12 protein-coding genes and 1 riboswitch are annotated in these 16,858 nt (G+C 70.1%); of the genes, 8 read left to right on the plus strand and 4 right to left on the minus strand.

Annotation, left to right across the window (positions count from 1 at the left end; all coding sequences use genetic code 11):
* Positions 1 to 243 precede the first annotated feature (243 nt).
* The 7 genes from FS770_RS10335 (at position 244) to FS770_RS10365 (ending at position 10,094) form a co-directional block, all read left to right on the plus strand.
* Positions 244 to 1,719 (plus strand): NAD-dependent succinate-semialdehyde dehydrogenase, encoded by a 1,476-nt coding sequence (locus FS770_RS10335; protein WP_144943074.1) that lies wholly within the window; start codon positions 244 to 246, stop codon positions 1,717 to 1,719.
* A 44-nt stretch (positions 1,720 to 1,763) separates the two neighbouring features.
* Positions 1,764 to 3,107, plus strand: a complete 1,344-nt coding sequence (gene gabT / locus FS770_RS10340; protein ID WP_145011605.1) for a 4-aminobutyrate--2-oxoglutarate transaminase — start codon at positions 1,764 to 1,766, stop codon at positions 3,105 to 3,107.
* A gap of 322 nt (positions 3,108 to 3,429) precedes the next feature.
* Positions 3,430 to 4,914 carry an amino acid permease gene (locus tag FS770_RS10345; RefSeq protein ID WP_145011608.1) on the plus strand — a complete coding sequence of 495 codons (1,485 nt, stop codon included), beginning with the start codon at positions 3,430 to 3,432 and terminating at the stop codon, positions 4,912 to 4,914.
* A 37-nt stretch (positions 4,915 to 4,951) separates the two neighbouring features.
* Positions 4,952 to 6,508 carry an amidase gene (locus tag FS770_RS10350; protein WP_145011611.1) on the plus strand — a complete coding sequence of 519 codons (1,557 nt, stop codon included), beginning with the start codon at positions 4,952 to 4,954 and terminating at the stop codon, positions 6,506 to 6,508.
* A 196-nt stretch (positions 6,509 to 6,704) separates the two neighbouring features.
* A complete protein-coding gene (gene pgm / locus FS770_RS10355; protein ID WP_145011613.1) occupies positions 6,705 to 8,339 on the plus strand; it encodes a phosphoglucomutase (alpha-D-glucose-1,6-bisphosphate-dependent) in 1,635 nt (544 codons plus the stop codon).
* A 154-nt stretch (positions 8,340 to 8,493) separates the two neighbouring features.
* A riboswitch (SAM riboswitch) is annotated at positions 8,494 to 8,609 on the plus strand.
* A gap of 11 nt (positions 8,610 to 8,620) precedes the next feature.
* On the plus strand, positions 8,621 to 8,980 hold the full coding sequence (locus tag FS770_RS10360; RefSeq protein ID WP_145011616.1) for a hypothetical protein: 360 nt from the start codon (positions 8,621 to 8,623) through the stop codon (positions 8,978 to 8,980).
* A 532-nt stretch (positions 8,981 to 9,512) separates the two neighbouring features.
* Positions 9,513 to 10,094 carry a hypothetical protein gene (locus FS770_RS10365; protein WP_244944874.1) on the plus strand — a complete coding sequence of 194 codons (582 nt, stop codon included), beginning with the start codon at positions 9,513 to 9,515 and terminating at the stop codon, positions 10,092 to 10,094.
* Between the two features lie 21 nt (positions 10,095 to 10,115).
* Here the strand turns inward: FS770_RS10365 and FS770_RS10370 are convergent, their stop codons facing one another.
* From FS770_RS10370 to FS770_RS10380, 3 genes are all read right to left on the minus strand, one after another.
* Positions 10,116 to 11,651 carry an LTA synthase family protein gene (locus FS770_RS10370; protein WP_145011619.1) on the minus strand — a complete coding sequence of 512 codons (1,536 nt, stop codon included), beginning with the start codon at positions 11,649 to 11,651 and terminating at the stop codon, positions 10,116 to 10,118.
* 246 nt (positions 11,652 to 11,897) lie between these two features.
* Positions 11,898 to 12,680: a metal-dependent transcriptional regulator gene (locus FS770_RS10375; RefSeq protein ID WP_144943067.1), complete on the minus strand. Its 783-nt coding sequence runs from the start codon at positions 12,678 to 12,680 to the stop codon at positions 11,898 to 11,900.
* Between the two features lie 380 nt (positions 12,681 to 13,060).
* Entirely contained in the window at positions 13,061 to 13,915 is an 855-nt protein-coding gene (locus FS770_RS10380; protein ID WP_145011622.1) for a 3-hydroxyacyl-CoA dehydrogenase, read from the minus strand.
* A gap of 372 nt (positions 13,916 to 14,287) precedes the next feature.
* Here FS770_RS10380 and FS770_RS10385 point away from each other — a divergent pair, with 372 nt between their 5' ends.
* Positions 14,288 to 15,742, plus strand: a complete 1,455-nt coding sequence (locus FS770_RS10385) for a uracil-xanthine permease family protein (RefSeq protein ID WP_244944875.1) — start codon at positions 14,288 to 14,290, stop codon at positions 15,740 to 15,742.
* A 134-nt stretch (positions 15,743 to 15,876) separates the two neighbouring features.
* Here the strand turns inward: FS770_RS10385 and FS770_RS10390 are convergent, their stop codons facing one another.
* Positions 15,877 to 16,656: a helix-turn-helix domain-containing protein gene (locus tag FS770_RS10390; protein WP_144943065.1), complete on the minus strand. Its 780-nt coding sequence runs from the start codon at positions 16,654 to 16,656 to the stop codon at positions 15,877 to 15,879.
* Positions 16,657 to 16,858: the final 202 nt, after the last annotated feature.

Genomic DNA, 16,858 nt, shown 5'->3' on the forward strand with positions numbered 1-16,858 from the left:
GCAACGTCGTCGTCGTGCGCCACGGGGCCGCGCGCCACCCGTGGCCGGAGTCACCGGACGCCGCCGCGCGAAAACCGCCGCGAGGATGCCGTGCACCGCGCTGCGGAGTCCGCGAAGTCACGGAGCGACAACCACTAAGGGAGGCCTTGCCCCCGGGCATACGATGGACAGGAAGGACTCTGTCCGAACACCCCCGCGAGCGCACGTGAACGAACCGCGCGCGGATTCTGAAAGGAACGAGATTTGAGCATCAAGGACAAGGTGTCAGAGGTTCTCGACGCCACCCCCAAGGGACTGCTGATCAACGGCGAGTGGCGCGACGCCTCGGACGGCGGGACGTTCGACGTCGAGAACCCCGCGACCGGCGAGGTGCTCGCGACCCTGGCCTCGGCCACGGAGGACGACTCTCGCGCGGCCATGGACGCCGCCGCGGACGCCCAGGAGTCCTGGGCCCGCACCAGCACCCGCGAGCGCTCCGAGATCCTGCGCCGAGCGTTCGACCTCGTGCAGGAGCACAAGGACGACCTCGCGCTGCTGATGACCCTGGAGATGGGCAAGCCCTTCAAGGAGGCCCAGGGGGAGGTCGTCTACGGCGGCGAGTTCCTGCGCTGGTTCTCCGAGGAGGCCGTGCGCCACTACGGCCGCTACGCGTCCACCCCCGAGGGCAACCTCAAGATGATCGTGACCCACAAGCCCGTGGGCCCGTGCCTGCTGATCACCCCGTGGAACTTCCCGCTGGCCATGGCCACGCGCAAGGTCGCGCCCGCCGTCGCCGCCGGGTGCACCATGATCCTCAAGCCCGCGCGCCTGACCCCGCTGACCTCCCAGTTCTTCGCGAAGCTCATGGTCGAGGCTGGCCTGCCCGACGGTGTGCTCAACGTCGTCTCCTCGGCCTCCGCGTCCAACGTGTCCGGGCCCATCATGGCGGACCCGCGGCTGCGCAAGGTCTCCTTCACGGGCTCCACCCCCGTGGGCAAGCAGCTCATGAAGACTGCCACGGACCACGTGCTGCGCACCTCCATGGAGCTGGGCGGCAACGGTCCGTTCATCGTCTTCGAGGACGCGGACCTGGACAAGGCCGTGGACGGCGCCATGGCCGCCAAGATGCGCAACATGGGCGAGGCCTGCACCGCGGCCAACCGCTTCCTGGTGCACGAGTCCGTGGCTGAGGAGTTCTCGCAGAAGTTCGCCGCAAAGCTCGCCGCGCTCAAGCCCGGCAACGGCCTGGACGAGGACTCCACCGTGGGCCCCCTGGTGGAGAAGAAGGCCCGCGACAGCGTGGCCGAGTTCGTGCAGGACGCCCTGGACAAGGGCGCGAAGGCGGAGGTCGGTGGCAAGGCCGTGGACGGCCCCGGCTACTTCTTCGAGCCCACCCTGCTCACCGGCGTGACCGAGGAGTGCCGCGTGTTCACCGAGGAGATCTTCGGTCCCGTGGCTCCCGTCATCACGTTCACGGACGAGGACGACGCCGTGCGCCTGGCCAACAAGACCGAGTACGGCCTGGCCTCCTACGTCTTCACTGAGGACATCTCCCGCGCGCTGCGCATCGGCGAGCGCATCGAGTACGGCCTGCTGGGCCTGAACGTGGGTGTGATCTCCAACGCCGCTGCACCGTTCGGCGGCGTGAAGGAGTCCGGCCTGGGCCGGGAGGGCGGCGCCGAGGGCATCGAGGAGTACACCACGGTCCAGTACATGGGCCTGCCCTCTCCCTGGGCCTGATCCGCCCTCTCCGCACGAGCACCCTGCACGAAAGGAACACCCACATGGCAGACATCGAGTACCGGCTCCCTCAGAAGCGCGAGCTCAAGACCAGCATCCCCGGCCCCAAGTCCCAGGCGCTGACGGAACGCCGCAAGAAGGCCGTCTCGGCTGGCGTCGCCTCCTCCCTGCCCGTCTTCGCGGACGAGCTGGACGGCGGCGTGATCCGGGACGTGGACGGCAACCAGCTCGTGGACCTCGGCTCCGGCATCGCCGTGACCTCCGTGGGTGCCTCCGCACCCAAGGTGGTCTCGCGCGTGCAGGACGCCGTGGCCAAGTTCACGCACACGTGCTTCATGGTCACCCCGTACGAGGACTACGTGAGCGTGGGCGAGAAGATCGCCGCGCTGACCCCCGGCTCGTTCGAAAAGCGCACCGCGCTGTTCACCTCCGGCTCCGAAGCCGTGGAGAACGCCGTGAAGATCGCGCGGGTGCACACGAAGCGTCAGGCAGTGGTCGTCTTCGACCACGCCTACCACGGCCGCACGAACCTCACGATGGCCATGACCGCCAAGGTGATGCCCTACAAGCAGGGCTTCGGACCGTTCGCCAACGAGGTCTACCGCGTTCCCATGTCCTACCCGTTCCGGGATCCGGAGGGCATGACGGGCGAGGAGGCCGCCCGCCGCGCGCTGGGCATCGTGGAGAAACAGGTGGGCGCGGAGAACGTGGCCGCCGTGGTCATTGAGCCCATCCAGGGTGAGGGCGGCTTCATCGTCCCCGCCGAGGGCTTCCTGCCCGCGCTGTCCTCCTGGTGCCGGGACAACGGCGCCGTGTTCGTGGCGGACGAGGTGCAGGCCGGCGTGGCCCGCGCGGGCCGCTGGTTCGCGTCTGAGTACGAGGGCGTGGAGCCGGACCTGGTGACCTTCGCCAAGGGCATCGCCGGCGGCATGCCGCTGTCCGGCGTGGTGGGCCGTGCCGAGATCATGGACGCCGTGCACGGCGGTGGCCTGGGCGGCACCTACGGCGGCAACCCCGTGGCCTGCGCGGCCGCGCTGGGCGCCCTGGAGACCATCGAGGAGTGGGACCTCGTGGACCGCGCGCTCGAGATCGAGTCGATCATCAAGGAGGAGCTCGGCTCCCTCGCCGAGTCCTCCCCGATCGTGGGCGAGCTGCGCGGACGCGGCGCGATGATTGCGCTGGAGTTCGTGGAGCCCGGTTCCAAGGACCCGAACCCGGAGGCGGCCAAGCAGATCGCGGCCACCTGCCTCGAGAAGGGTGTAGCCATTCTGACCTGCGGCACCTACGGCAACATTGTGCGCCTGCTGCCCCCGCTGGTCATCGACTTCGACCTGCTGCGCGACGGCCTGCGCGTCTTCGCCAAGGCCATCGAGGATGCCGGCGCCTGATCCCGAGGATCTGACGCCACGCGCTCCACGAGGAGCGTCCCCAGCGGGCGGGCGGTGACCGGTTCTCCGGTTGCTGCCCGCCCGTTCGTCCTCCGCCCGCTCTTCCTCGGTTCCGACGACGACGCCGCGCCGCGCCTTTGCTGCCTCGGCTCCGCAGCACGCAGTACGGGGATGTGGAGGTGCGGAGGCCGCGCACGAAACACCCCTGTCACACCGTCTGTGGTAGAACTCACCTGTCCCACCCGGAACCTGCCGCCCGCACTCAGCATCAGGCACCGGCCCGTTCCACCCTGCACCCGGCCGACGGCCGAAAGGAACTCTGATGAGCAACGACGGCGCACCGCACGGCGGCGCACCCTCCGGCAGCTCCGCGGCCACCACGGCCACTGCGGCCGGCGGAGACTCCCCCGAGATCACCCACAAGGCCCTGCGATCACGCCACGTCACCATGATCACGCTGGGCGGGATCATCGGCGCGAGCCTGTTCGTGGGCTCCGGCAACGTGATCCGCATGGTCGGACCGGCCGCAGTGCTGTCCTACCTGCTGGGCGGGCTGCTCGTGTTCCTGGCCATGCGGATGCTCGGCGAGATGGCCGCCGCCCGGCCGGCCGTGGGCTCCTTCATGGAGTACGCGCGCGTGGGCCTCGGGGAATGGGCCGGCTACTTCGTGGGATGGCTCTACTGGTACTTCTGGGTGGGTGTGATCGCGTTCGAGGCCGTGGTGGGTGGATCGCTGCTCGCGGGGTGGTTCCCAGCCATGCCCGTGTGGCTGGGCTCCGTGATCCTGCTGCTGATCTTCACGGGCACCAACCTGATCTCCGTGCGCTCGTTCGGGGAAGTGGAGTTCTGGCTCGCGAGCGTCAAGGTGGCGGTGATCGTCGCGTTCCTCGCCGTGGGGACCCTCTTCGCGTTCGGGCTGTGGCCCGGCGCCGGCTTCTCGATCCCGAACCTGTGGCAGCACGGCGGCTTCGCCCCTGAGGGTGGCTGGGCCGTAGTCTCAGGCGTGGCCGTGGTGATCTTCTCCTACTTCGGCACGGAGATCGCCGTGATGGCCGCCGCGGAGTCCGAGGACCCCGCCAAGGGCATCCGCCAGGCCACCGTGACCGTGGTGTGGCGCATCCTGATCTTCTTCGTGGGCTCCATCCTGCTGATCGTGACCATCGTGCCGTGGAACCAGCTTCCGGACCCGGACGAGCAGGCACCGTTCGTGTACGTCTTCGACCTCTTCGGGGTGCCCGGCGCGGAGACGATCATGAGCATCGTCATCTTCACCGCAGTGTGCTCCGTGCTGAACTCCGGGCTGTATTCCGCAGCGCGCATGTTCTCCGCTCTCGCGGCGGAAGGACTGGCTCCGCGCATCGTGGCACGGAAGTCCAAGAACGGCGTTCCCGTGGTCGCCGTGATTGCCTCCACCCTGGGCGGATATGCGGCGGTGTTCGTGAACTTCCTGGCCCCGGAGTCCGGGATCTTCGACTTCATCATGAACTCTGCGGGTCTCGTGGCTCTGTTCGTGTACGTGTTCGTGGCGATCACCCAGATGAAGCTGCGCTCGCGGATGAGCCCCGAGGAGCGCGCCAACCTCAAGCTGAAGATATGGCTGCACCCGTGGCTCGGCATCCTGGTGATCGTGGCCGTCGCGGGGATCGTGGTGGTCATGCTGGTCTCGGACGACGCGAGCCGCACCCAGGTGTGGACGAGCCTCGTGGCCGTCGGTGTGCTGGCCGTGTTCTGGCCGCTCGTGCGCCGCAACCTGCGACGCCGCCGGACACCCAGAGCCGCGGCTCCCGCCACGACGCCCACGGCCTGATCCACCACCGTCCACCGACCGTGCGCGAGAGGATCCCATGGAGCACTTCCCCACCCTGACCGAGACCGTGGCGGCGCTGCGCCGCGGTGAGACGACCAGCGAGGCACTCACCTCGGACGCCCTGGACCGCATCGACGCGCTGAACGGGCATCTGGGGGCGTTCGTCCACGTGGCGCGGGATGCGGCAGTGGTCAGCGCCCGCGCCGCGGACGAGAGGCTGTCCGCGGGCCAGCGCCCGGCCGACGCAGTCCGAGGCGGGACCGGCCGTGCCTCGGACGCCCCCGGTGGGTTGACCACCCTGCCCGCGCTGCTGGGGGTTCCCACCGCGCTCAAGGACGGGCACGACGTCGCCGGGATGCCCACCTCCTGGGGCAGCCTCGCATCGCGGGACGGGCACGGTGATCTGGCCCGCGCTCAGCGTTCCGACGAGCTCTCCGGGACGCTCGAGGCCGCCGGGGCCGTGATCCTGGGCAAGACGCAGGTGCCAGAGTTCCTGCTCAACAGCTATTCCGAGAACCGCATGTACCCGGCGGCACGCAACCCGTTCGCCCTGGACTGCTCCCCCGGTGGATCGTCCGGGGGTCAGGCCGCGACGGTCGCGGCGGGGATCCTGCCGGGCGCGATCGGCTCGGACGGCGGCGGCTCCGTGCGCATCCCCGCCGCGGCGTGCGGTCTCATCGGGCTGAAGCCCAACCGCGGTCGGGTCCCCAGCAGCGACGCGCTCTCCAACGTGGGGCAGCTGGGCGTGAACGGGCCGATTGCCCGCACCGCTGAGGACGCCGCCCTGCTCATGGACGTGCTGTGCCGCACCCCCGGCCACGACCGGATCCCGCGGCCCGTGGCGGCAGCACCTGAGAACTCCTTCCGCGACGTCGTCCGCGCCGCCCACCGCGGAGACACGCCCTGGGGCGAGCGGCCCCTGCGGATCGGCGTGACCACGCAGTCCCCGTTCGACGGCACCTACGACGTGCAGGTCTCCCCCGAGGCGCGCACCGCCCTGGAGCGGGGCGTGCGGCAGCTCGAGGATCTCGGGCACACGGTGGAGACTGTGGACCTCGGATTCGATCCCGCCTACCCCGAGGCTTTTTCCGCCCTGTGGACCACCGCCACGGGCCAGCTGCCCCTGGAGGGCCGGGAGCACCTGCTCACCGGACTCGCGCGCACGTTCCGCGCCCGCGCCCTGCAGCGAGGGGCCGTGGAGCTCGCGGACGCCGTGGCCGTGCTGCGCGGCATCGAGGCGGACGTGATCCGGCGGTTCGCGGACCTGGACATGCTCCTGACGCCCGCGCTGGCCATGCCGCCCCGGCCCGTGGGGTGGTTCCACGAGGGGTACGACATCGCGGACCCCGCTGGGGCGGACCAGGACTACGAGCGCCAGTGCCAGTACACGCCGTGGACGTCCGTGGTGAACGTGGTGGGACTGCCTGCCATCACGTACCCCACCACGTGGGCCGTTCCCGCCACGGGCGACTACCCGGGCCCCGTGCCCATGGGCGTCCAGCTGATCGGCGGACCGTCCTCGGAGGCCCGGCTGCTCGCGCTCGTCGCCCAGCTGGACCCGGCGACGACGCCGCGCGCGCACCTCGTCGCCTGACCCGCCGTCTCGCCGCGCCCCCTCCCCCGGACCGCAGCGCCCGATTCCGCGGGACGGCCACGTGCCGCCGTCGAGTCCCCGTGACCGTGACGAAGGCATCCCACCCGCGCGGCGTCGCCATCCCTGGCAGGATCCGGCACGCACGGAACTGGATGTGCCGCCTGACGGGACGCGGATTCGGGACTAGGTTGGTGACATGACCAACCGTGCGGGCACCGTCGCCCAACCCAGTGACCTCGTGGACATCGACCAGCTCCTGGCCGCGTACTTCGACCGCGTACCGGACGCGGACGATCCTGACCAGCGCGTGGTGTTCGGCACCTCCGGGCACCGCGGGTCCTCACTGAAGACCTCGTTCAACGAGAACCACATTGCGGCGATCACCCAGGCGATCGTGGAGTACCGCACGGCGCAGGGCATCACCGGCCCCCTGTTCATGGGCAAGGACACGCACGCGCTGTCCGGACCCGCGCAGGACACCGCGCTGCAGGTGCTCGCGGCCAACGGCGTGCGCACCCTGCTGGACTCCCGGGACGGCTTCACGCCCACCCCGGCGCTGTCCCACGCAATCCTCACGTACAACGCCTCCGAGCCCGAGGACCGCGCGGATGGCATCGTGATCACCCCGTCCCACAACCCGCCCACGGACGGCGGCTTCAAGTACAACCCCCCGCACGGCGGTCCCGCGGACACGGACGCCACCGAGTGGATCGCGAACCGCGCCAACGACCTCATCGCGGCGGGCCTCGATGGCGTGGAGCGGGTGCCCCTGGAGGAGGCCGCCGCCGCGGAGACCACCGGGACCTTCGACTTCCTGGACAGCTACGTGTCCGCGCTGCCGCAGATCATCGACCTCGACGCCATCCGGGAGTCCGGGCTGCACATCGGCGCGGACCCCATGGGTTCCGCCTCGGTCGCGTACTGGGAGGAGATCGGCCGGCGCTTCGGGCTGAACCTCGACGTCGTGAACCCCACCGTGGACCCGCAGTGGGCGTTCATGACCCTGGACTGGGACGAGAAGATCCGCATGGACTGCTCCTCCCCGTTCGCCATGGCATCCCTGATCGGCAACAGGGACCGCTACGACATCGCCACGGGCAACGACGCCGACAGCGACCGCCACGGCATCGTCACCCCGGACGCCGGGCTCATGAACCCCAACCACTACCTCGCCGTGGCCATCGACTACCTCTACCGCAACCGCGAGGGCTGGCGGGAGGACGCCGGGGTGGGCAAGACCCTGGTCTCCTCCTCCATCATCGACCGCGTGGCCGAGTCCCTGGGGCGGCGCCTGGACGAGGTGCCCGTGGGCTTCAAGTGGTTTGTCCCCGGTCTGCTGGACGGCTCCGTCGGCTTCGGCGGCGAGGAGTCCGCCGGTGCGTCCTTCCTGCGGCTGGACGGCTCCGCGTGGACCACGGACAAGGACGGCATCATCATGGCCCTGCTCGCTGCGGAGATCACCGCGCGCACCGGCAAGACGCCTTCTCAGCGCTACCGCGAGCTCACCGAGCAGTTCGGCGACCCCGTCTACCAGCGCATTGACGCCCCGGCGAACCGCGAGCAGAAGGCCGCGCTCAAGAAGCTGTCCCCCGAGCAGGTCACCGCGGACACCCTGGCCGGTGAGCGCATCACCGCCAAGCTCACAGAGGCACCCGGCAACGGCGCGGCGATCGGCGGACTGAAGGTCACCACGGAGAACGCCTGGTTCGCGGCCCGCCCCTCCGGCACGGAGGACGTCTACAAGATCTACGCGGAGTCCTTCAAGGGCGAGGAGCACCTGAAGCAGGTCCAGCAGGAGGCGAAGGCGCTGGTGGACTCGGTGATCGGCTGAGTGCCGCGGTGCGGGCACGTCCCGCGCTGGCAGGCTGTCCAGGGGCCGCTGAGCGGTACGGGGTGCTCCCTCCCGTGCCACTCGGCGGCCCCTCTTTGTCGTCGGACAGCACCGACGCTTGTGCCTGTCTGAGCACTGTGCTGTGATGTCCCCGGATCAAGAAGCCCGACCATCAGCCCTCCGGCTGGTCGGCTGGCAACCGGTTGTTCGCACCCGGTGCCCCCGGAGGAAGATCCGCCGCCCGGCACCCGCCGCGCGGAAGACTGCGAAAGGTCACCATCATGAGCGTCTCCGTTCACACCCCCGAACACCCGTGCATCCACCCGGAGGACGGTTCCGCCTGCCGGAGCTACCACCCGGGGCACAACGCACACTACATCCAGGCCCGCCTGGCTTCCGAGAACCGGGACCGGTGGGTCCGGGTGGAGCTGGACCCCCCGCACGGGAACACGGTGCAGGCCACGTTCCCGGACGGCGAGACCCGCACGTGGTGGTGCCACGACCCCGCCCTGCTGGAACGGTTCCACACGCTGCAGCGCGGGGATGCGGCCTCGTTCGACCCCGGGACGTCGCTCGCCAGTGTGCAGAGCACGCCGGGTCGGCGCGCCCTGCTGCACCCGGCGGTGGTCCGGGAGCAGTGATCTCCCGGCCGTGAGACGGGGAGGACACTGCTGGCCCGGCTGATTCCGTGCCGGTTCCTCCCCACGGCTGGACGGCCGGTGGTGCGCGCCGCAGGCGCGACCCACCGGCCGTTCCGCTCAGCTCACCCCGACGGTGCGTCCCTCGGATGCGGCCGGGCGTCCGCCGTCCCAGCTGGCAGTCCTCCTGGGGAGGGGCAGTGCGGAGACACGATTCTCTGGCGTGCGGCGGAGGAAACGCCGCCATCGCACGGGAACACGCCGCACGGGTGATGTTGCGGGTCGGTGAGGTTGGCTATCTGAGGAGGATCGACCTCCGCGGCCCCAGGTCGCTCCCTTGCAGCGGGGGCAGACGCTCAAGGATGAGCACCCCGCATGAGGCACGCCCACGCCCAACCGGACCCCCTGACAGGCCTCGGCCCGTCCAGCGTGCTGCAGGCCGAGCCCTGGCAGCACTTCCTGACCGGTCTCTCGCGACGCGCTCAGACCCTTGACTGCGCCGGGTGGCACGCCCTCGTCGTCGAGGAGCGCTCCCGTGCCGGGGTGGTCTGGTACACCCCGTACGGGCCCGGCCCTGGCGCACCCCGAGCTTCTGCCCGACGCGGTGCGCGAACTGCGCTCGGCGGCGCGAGAGCACTCGGTGGCGTGGTTGCGGGTGGAGCCACAGGTGCCGTCCCCGGTGGGCACGGCCTTCGCGGCCGCCGTGCAGCGGCAGAACGCCACGACACCCGCGATCGCCGCGGGTCTGCACCGGCTCGAAGCACGGCCGGCCCCGCGGGACATCCAGCCCGCGTACACGCGGTGGGTGGATCTCACTCGCGAGCCGGAGCAGACCCTGGCCGCCATGACACGCACCAGCCGCAATCTGTGGCGGCGGCACGGGGACAAGGTCATCGCCCTGGCCTCGGACTCCCGTCCGGACGCCGCCGAGGCGGTGATCGAGCTGCAGCACCGCACCATCGGGCGCAAGGGGTTCACGGCCCAGAGCGCGGACTACCTCCGCACCGCCGCCCGCCGCGCCCGGGACGAGGCGGGCTCGGCGCGCACGCGCGCCCGGGAGGCAGCGGGCCGCATCCGTGCCGGGCTGACCGGCGGGACGCAGGCGGGTGGGAAGTAGCCACCCGGAGGGGTCAGGGGGTCATCCCACCGGGTTCTCGGGGTCCCATGCCCGCGAGTAGAAGTCCGCGGAGCGCGAGTCCAGCAGCTGCTGGTACTCCTCCGGGTCCATCGCCTGCGCCGAGCCCTGGGGAGGCTCCTGCCGCCGGACGGACGTGCCGAGGCCCGCGGCGCCGTCGTGCACCGAGAGTCCCGCCGCCTCCAGAAGAGTGGGGTACATGCTGAGCTGGTCCGCCCCGGCCCGCAGGGGCTGCCCGGCGGTCTCGCCCGGGATCCACACGCGGTTGAACACGGTGCGGTTGGGGTGGTGGTCCAGCTGATCGTGGAAGGCGTCCCCCGCGCTCATGTGCTTGAGGTGGTCGCCCATGATCACCACGGAGGTGTCCTCCAGGTAGCCCTGGGTCTTCATGTGCTCCACGAACCCGGCCACCTGGGTCATGGAGCACGCGAACACGGAGGTCACCTGGTTCTGGGTGTCCACGTCGCACGAGTTGTAGACGTGGACGGGTTCGTGGGTGTCCAGGGTCAGCATGGACAGGTTGAACGGCTGGCCCGTGCGCTCGGACTCGGCGTGCAGGCGGTCCACCTCGTCCTTGGCGTGGGCCATGAGCCGCTCGTCACTCAGGCCCCAGTCGCTGCGGAAGTTCTCCGCGGACTCGCCCGCCGCACGCCAGTCCTCCAGACCCTTGTCCTCGGTGTAGCCGTGGCTTCGCAGGAACGTGTCCTTGCCCGCGAAGGAGGAGTTGGCCCCGCCCAGGAACGTGTTCGTGTACCCGTGGTTCTGCAGCACGTCCCCCAGGCAGGTCACGCCACCCAGATACTGTTCCTGCCCGGCGCCGATGTCGGCGGAGCCTGCGTCACCCGACTCCTTGAGCGGGATCCCGCACTGCGTGGAGACGATCCCGGCCATGGTCCAGCCACCGCCCTCGTACTGCTGGAAGTCCTCGGCGCTGCGCCACCCGTCCTCGGGCCGGGTGACCTCCTCGAGCGGAGCGAAGGCGTTCTTCTCGAACAGCTGGTCGTCCGCGAGCGTGGCCTCCCCGGACTCCAGGTAGATGACCACCAGGTTGCGCTTGTCCGCGTCACTCGTGATGGTGGGCTGGACGTACGTGGAGCCGATGTCGTGAGGGGACTTCACGGCCTTGACGTACTGGGGCAGGTCCACCGCGGACGCGAAGCTCGTGCTCCCGGCCACGAACACCGCCGCCACGGTCACGGCGGAGGCCGAGCGCACGACGCCGCGGGACGACCGGGTGCCCTGCGCGCGTCGTGCTCTGCGGACCCACGCCCGACGCGCGAAGGCGATGCCCACGGTGACCAGGAGGGGAAGTACCCCGATGACCAGCACGGAGATCCACACCACGGACCCGCCGCCACCGTCTGCCTGCACGGACATCAGGTTCATGCGCATCTGCCCCACCGAGATCTGGCCCCAGTAGTGCCGGATGATCCCGCCCGCCGCGAGCAGGGTCAGTCCCAGCCAGATCAGGCCGTAGCAGAGCCCGCGACCCGTCCAGCGGCCCACTCGCCTGCCCACGCGCAGAAAACCCTCGGACATGTCTGGACCTCGTGTTCCTGGATCATCCGGTGCCAACCCGCACCGCCGCGGCCCGGGCATGGTGTGCCGTCGCGTTCGAGTTCGTGTTTTTTCAAGGGTAGGACATGTTCCGGTCACCTGCTGTTCACCTTGTGGGCCCGCGGCGGCGCCGGACACGGCAGAGAACCCTGCTGCCCGGGGAGGCATCGACCGGTCCAGCGCGAGGCTGATGCTGTCCGCAGCCGGCCCGGCGAGCGGCCGTCCCGTTCAGCCCGCGTGGGTGAGGGCCTGCACCCAGACGGCCTCCGCCATGAGGATGCCGAGTTCCAGGGCGTCACCCCAGGTCACGTCCGCGCCCTGGGTACCGGGAGAGGTCTGCGTCTGCCGATCGGCTGGCGAGCCGTCCCCGAGAAGGCCACCTTCCGGCGTCGTGCCCCCACCGGCCACCCGCACCTGCACCGTGGCGCTGCGGGCCGGGCCCGGGAGCACCCGCAGCACCGCGCCCGGCTGGATCCCCGCCTCGGCGAGCACCCGCAGGGTCTCGGGGCTCTCGTCCGAGACGCGCGTGACCCGCACGGGCTCCGGGTGGGTGACGTCCGCGAGCGGAACGGCCGGGGCGGGGGTGACCACCCCGTCCCGTGAGGGGATCGCATCCCCGTGCGGGTCCTCGGACGGGTGGCCGAGCTTGGCGTCCACACGGTCAATGAATCGGTCGGTGACGGCATGCTCGAGGACCTCGGCCTCGTCGTGGATCTCGTCCCACGCGTAGCCCAGCTCGGTGGCCAGGAACATCTCCAGGATGCGGTGGCGGCGCACCATGTGCACGGCCACGTCCCGCCCCTGCTCGGTGAGCTCGACGACCCCGTACGCGGGCCGGGTCACCAGGCCCTGTGCGGTGAGCTTCTTCAGCGCCTCCGAGACGGTGGAGGCCGCCAGGCCCATGCGCGCGGCCAGCGACGTGGTGGTCACCCGCTCCGGCTCCCACTCGCCCAGCCGCCAGATGGTCTTCAGGTAGTCCTGGGTGGCCGGGCTCAGCTCTGCGGGGTGCACGGGTTCAGGCTAGCGGCCCGCCGGGGACGTCCCCAAGGGGTCACCCTGCGGCGTTCGCGCCGGGGACGGCAGACGGGGGCGGCGCCGCTCGGGCCGTTCCCGGGACCGCGCCCGGGCTCCCGTCCGAAGTCGCTTCGGGTGCCGCGACACCCGGCGACGCCGCGCCGTCGGCTGCGCGCGAGGGGTCACCCTGCGGCGTCGTCAGGCCGTGCGACGGGGACGCGCCCGCCTGCAGGGCCGCTGCGGCGGAATGAGTCCCGCAGGAGACGTGCCATAGCGGAGCGAACACAGAAAATGGCGCTCAGATCTGCCTGTGCTCCGTTATTGCCCGGCGTGGGCCGCGGCCGCGTGCGGCTCCACGCCGGGGCTCTGCCGGGGCATCACTCGTACGTGTAGAACCCCTGCCCCGAGCTGCGGCCCATGTGGCCCTTGTCGATGAACTCCCGCTTCACCCGCTCCGCGACCCGCTGGGACTCCTCGGTCCCCGCGTTGAGGTTGATCTGGTAGTAGGTCTCCATGCCCACGTGGTCCAGGATCTGGAAGGGGCCCAGCGGCGAGCCGGTGGCCGTGCGCCACGTCTTGTCGATGTCCTCCGCCTGCGCGATGTCGTTGACCCACAGGTGCGATGCCGCCGTGAGGAACGGGACCAGCAGGGTGTTGAGGATGTAGCCCGCCTGCTCCTTCTTGATGTGGATGGGCACCATCCCGATCTGCCCGGCGAACTCCAGGACGGCCTCGGCCGCGGCGGGGTCCGTGCCCGCGTGCCCCATGACCTCAGCGGTGTTGTTGCGCCACACCTCGTTGGCGAAGTGCAGCGCCAGGAACCGCTCCGGGTGGCCTGTGGACTCGGCAATGTCACTGGGCAGCAGCGTGGAGGAGTTGGTGCACAGGACGGTCTTCTCCGGCGCGGCCGCACCGATCTGGGACCACACCTTCTTCTTGAGCTCGAGGTTCTCGGGCACCGCCTCGATCACGATGTCCGCGTCCTGCAGGGCCGCCTCGAGATCCGTGGTGCCGCTCAACCGGGCTTTGGCCGCCTCCAGTTGCCCGGGGGTGGCCGCCATGTCCCGCGTGTACAGCAGGGACAGCTTCTCCCACTTGCCGGGCAGTGCCCCGAGGATCTCCTCGCTGATGTCGTACACGGTCACGGTCTTGCCGAAGTACGCCGCCTGGAACGCGATCTGGGACCCGAGCACTCCGGATCCGATGACGGTGAGGTTCTGCAGCTCAGCCATGATGGGTTCTCCCACTTCCTCGTGAGTCTCCCCGCAGGAGGCGGTCTCCCGCGAGTCCAGGGACCACGGGCGTGGCCCTCGTCACCAACCTTACTCGCCCGTAGGTTTCCCGCCAGGGGGCGACGACGCCGCACGGCCACCTCCCGCACGCCTCTTCCGTTTCCTGCGGGGCACCGCAGCTTGACGAGCCCTGCGCCGCGCTCACCGTCCCGGCACCAGTCCGGTGCGGCGGGGTGCACGCGGCTGCCCGGCACCCCGCCGCACCGGGCCGGCAGAACGCGCCGGGCGCCGCCGCAGACAGACCGGTAGCGACCAGTACCGAATAGAATTCCGTGGGCGGCAGGTCCGGGCCGCCGTCGACAAGGAGCCCCCATGAGTTCGTCTGTGCCCCCGCCCCAGCCACCTCAACCCCAGCCCAGCGAGTCGCATGAGCCGCCGCAGACAAAGCTCGGCTCCGCACGGGACAAGACGGATGCGCCTGCTCGGCGCGGGGGCATCGTCGACCGCCTGGGCCTGAACTGGCGCCTGCACGGGGACGGCAGGCACGTGGCACCCGGAGACGTGGTGACCCCGCGGGAGCGGCTGGCGTGGCCGCGGACCATCTCGATCGGTGCGCAGCACGTGGTGGCGATGTTCGGTGCCACGTTCCTGGTGCCGCTGCTCACGGGCTTCCCGCCGGCCACCACGCTGTTCTTCTCGGGCATCGGCACGGTGCTGTTCCTCGTCATCACGGCGGGGCGGGTGCCCAGCTACCTGGGGTCCTCGTTCGCGTTCATCGCCCCGATCACCGCGTCCGTGAACCAGTACGGCCCGGGCGGCGCGCTCGGCGGCGTGATCATGGCCGGTGCCGCGCTGTTCCTGATCGGGCTGCTCGTGCAGATCGCGGGCACCGGGTGGCTGCAGAAGCTCATGCCGCCGGCGGTCACGGGCACCATCGTGGCGCTCATCGGCTTCAACCTGGCACCGTCCGCCAAGGAGAACTTCACCGCCGCGCCCGTCACCGCGCTGGTGACACTCGGTTCGATCATCCTCATCTCCGTGCTGTTCCGCGGCCTGCTGGGCCGCCTGTCCATCCTCCTGGGCGTGGCGATTGGCTACGTCACCGCCGTGATCCGCGGTGAGGTGGACTTCACCTCGATCCGCGCCGCGTGGGACGCGCAGGGGCTCTTCGGCCTCCCCCACTTCCAGTCGCCGGAGTTCCACCTCAACCTCGCGGGGTTGTTCATCCCGGTGATCCTGGTGCTGGTCGCGGAGAACATCGGGCACGTGAAGTCCGTGGCGCTGATGACCGGTGACGACCTCGATCCGTACACCGGCCGCGCCATCATGTCGGACGGTCTGGCCACCATGATCGCGGGCTCCGGCGGCGGTTCCGGCACCACCACGTACGCGGAGAACATCGGCGTCATGGCCGCCACCCGGGTCTACTCGACCGCCGCGTACTGGGTGGCCGCCCTCGTGGCGATCCTGCTCAGTGTCACTCCCGTGTTCGGCGCGGCGGTCGCGACAGTCCCCCAGGGCGTGCTGGGCGGCGCGGCCACCGTGCTCTACGGCATGATCGGCATGCTGGGCGTACGGATCTGGGTGCAGAACCGCGTGGACTTCTCCAACCCGGTCAACCTCACCACAGCAGCGATCGCGATGATCGTGGGCATCGGCGACTACACCTGGTCCTTCGCCGGGCTCGACTTCGCGGGCATCGCCCTGGGCACCGCCGCGGCCCTGGTGGTCTACCACCTCATGGCGGGCATCGCCCGGGCACGCGGTTCCGTGGGCTCGGACCCGCTCACCCCGGACACCTCGCAGAGCCCGTCACCCCTGGGCTGAGGCACGGCCCCTCCCGACGGCCACGCCGCCCAGCCACGATGCCGGGGAAGCACGTGACGTCCCCTCCCTGGTAGGAGAAGACCGGTGGCTAGCTGGACTGACCGGACACGTTGATTGAGGCTAGGTGCGTATCGTCACGGCCTGATCGTGCGCACGCGGTAGTCCGTAAGGGTCAGTCCAAGAAGGGTGCGCGCTTCACGACTCAGGTGTGCCTGATCGACGAAGCCGTAGCGGACTGCGACATCGGCCAGCGCTTCATCCGGATTGCCACGGATCCATTCGGTCGCCTCTTGGAGGCGGCGCCGGCGGATCATGGTGTAGGGCGACAGGCCCACGTATTTCGTGGTGAGGCGGTTGACCGTCCGGGTCGAGATCCCCAGGGCGTCCGCGAGGTCTTGCACCGTGGCGATGGTGGAGTCTGTGATGGCAAGGTCGGCCAATCGGTTGGCTTGGTGAGCCTCGTCGGTCAGCGGACCCACATGGCCTTCAAGCCACGTCTCGACCTTGTCGACGACATCGGCGAGGTTGCTGTCTGATGCCCGAACTGTTTCGTGCAGTTGCGGTGCCGCGACAGGGAGGGAGTCGTCGCGGCAGGTCGCCGGCTGCTGGGTGAAGGCGGGCACTGCCGCGGGGCGCAGCAGGGCGCCAAGCACCCATCCCTGCCCGACCAGGACTCGTGTGGAGCGCCGCGTGGTGGGGCCCCAGAATCGCACGTGCTCCCTTTCGAAGGCGAGGTTGCTCGCAGGAAAGGCCAGGAGTTCTTGCGACGAGTGGTACCCCGAGGGAAGGTCCCAGGTGCTGGTCCACCACCAGGCCACCAGGTCCTGGTGACCTGGTGGAATCCGGGCGAAATCCGAGGGTAGCTCCGCTGGGAACAAGGGACCCCGTCCGCTGACGTCAGACGTGGCGGTCATGGCAGGAATCTACAAGACCACCCACGTCACTGGCCCCTAGGGCGTGTTGCTAAATGCTCGTTCAGCTACGGTCTTCGTGTGCTCGATACATCCAGACTCCGAATGAGGCGGCCTCGTGAAGCCGACGTCGATGCGGTCCTCGCCTATAGGTCGAGACCGGACGTGGCTCAGTACCTGAGCGCTGGAACGTGGACTCGGGAGC

The organism is Kocuria salsicia, assembly GCF_007681555.1.
In the GTDB taxonomy this organism is placed as follows: Bacteria; Actinomycetota; Actinomycetes; order Actinomycetales; family Micrococcaceae; genus Kocuria; species Kocuria salsicia.

What these genes read in the sequence shown, in the direction of transcription:
- FS770_RS10360 (WP_145011616.1), top strand. Translation starts at nt 8,621, where the DNA reads ATGAGCGTCTCCGTTCACACCCCCGAACACCCGTGCATCCACCCGGAG.
- FS770_RS10385 (WP_244944875.1), top strand. Translation starts at nt 14,288, where the DNA reads ATGAGTTCGTCTGTGCCCCCGCCCCAGCCACCTCAACCCCAGCCCAGC.
- FS770_RS10350 (WP_145011611.1), top strand. Translation starts at nt 4,952, where the DNA reads ATGGAGCACTTCCCCACCCTGACCGAGACCGTGGCGGCGCTGCGCCGC.
- FS770_RS10345 (WP_145011608.1), top strand. Translation starts at nt 3,430, where the DNA reads ATGAGCAACGACGGCGCACCGCACGGCGGCGCACCCTCCGGCAGCTCC.
- pgm (WP_145011613.1), top strand. Translation starts at nt 6,705, where the DNA reads ATGACCAACCGTGCGGGCACCGTCGCCCAACCCAGTGACCTCGTGGAC.
- FS770_RS10370 (WP_145011619.1), bottom strand. Translation starts at nt 11,651, where the DNA reads ATGTCCGAGGGTTTTCTGCGCGTGGGCAGGCGAGTGGGCCGCTGGACG.
- FS770_RS10380 (WP_145011622.1), bottom strand. Translation starts at nt 13,915, where the DNA reads ATGGCTGAGCTGCAGAACCTCACCGTCATCGGATCCGGAGTGCTCGGG.
- gabT (WP_145011605.1), top strand. Translation starts at nt 1,764, where the DNA reads ATGGCAGACATCGAGTACCGGCTCCCTCAGAAGCGCGAGCTCAAGACC.
- FS770_RS10390 (WP_144943065.1), bottom strand. Translation starts at nt 16,656, where the DNA reads ATGACCGCCACGTCTGACGTCAGCGGACGGGGTCCCTTGTTCCCAGCG.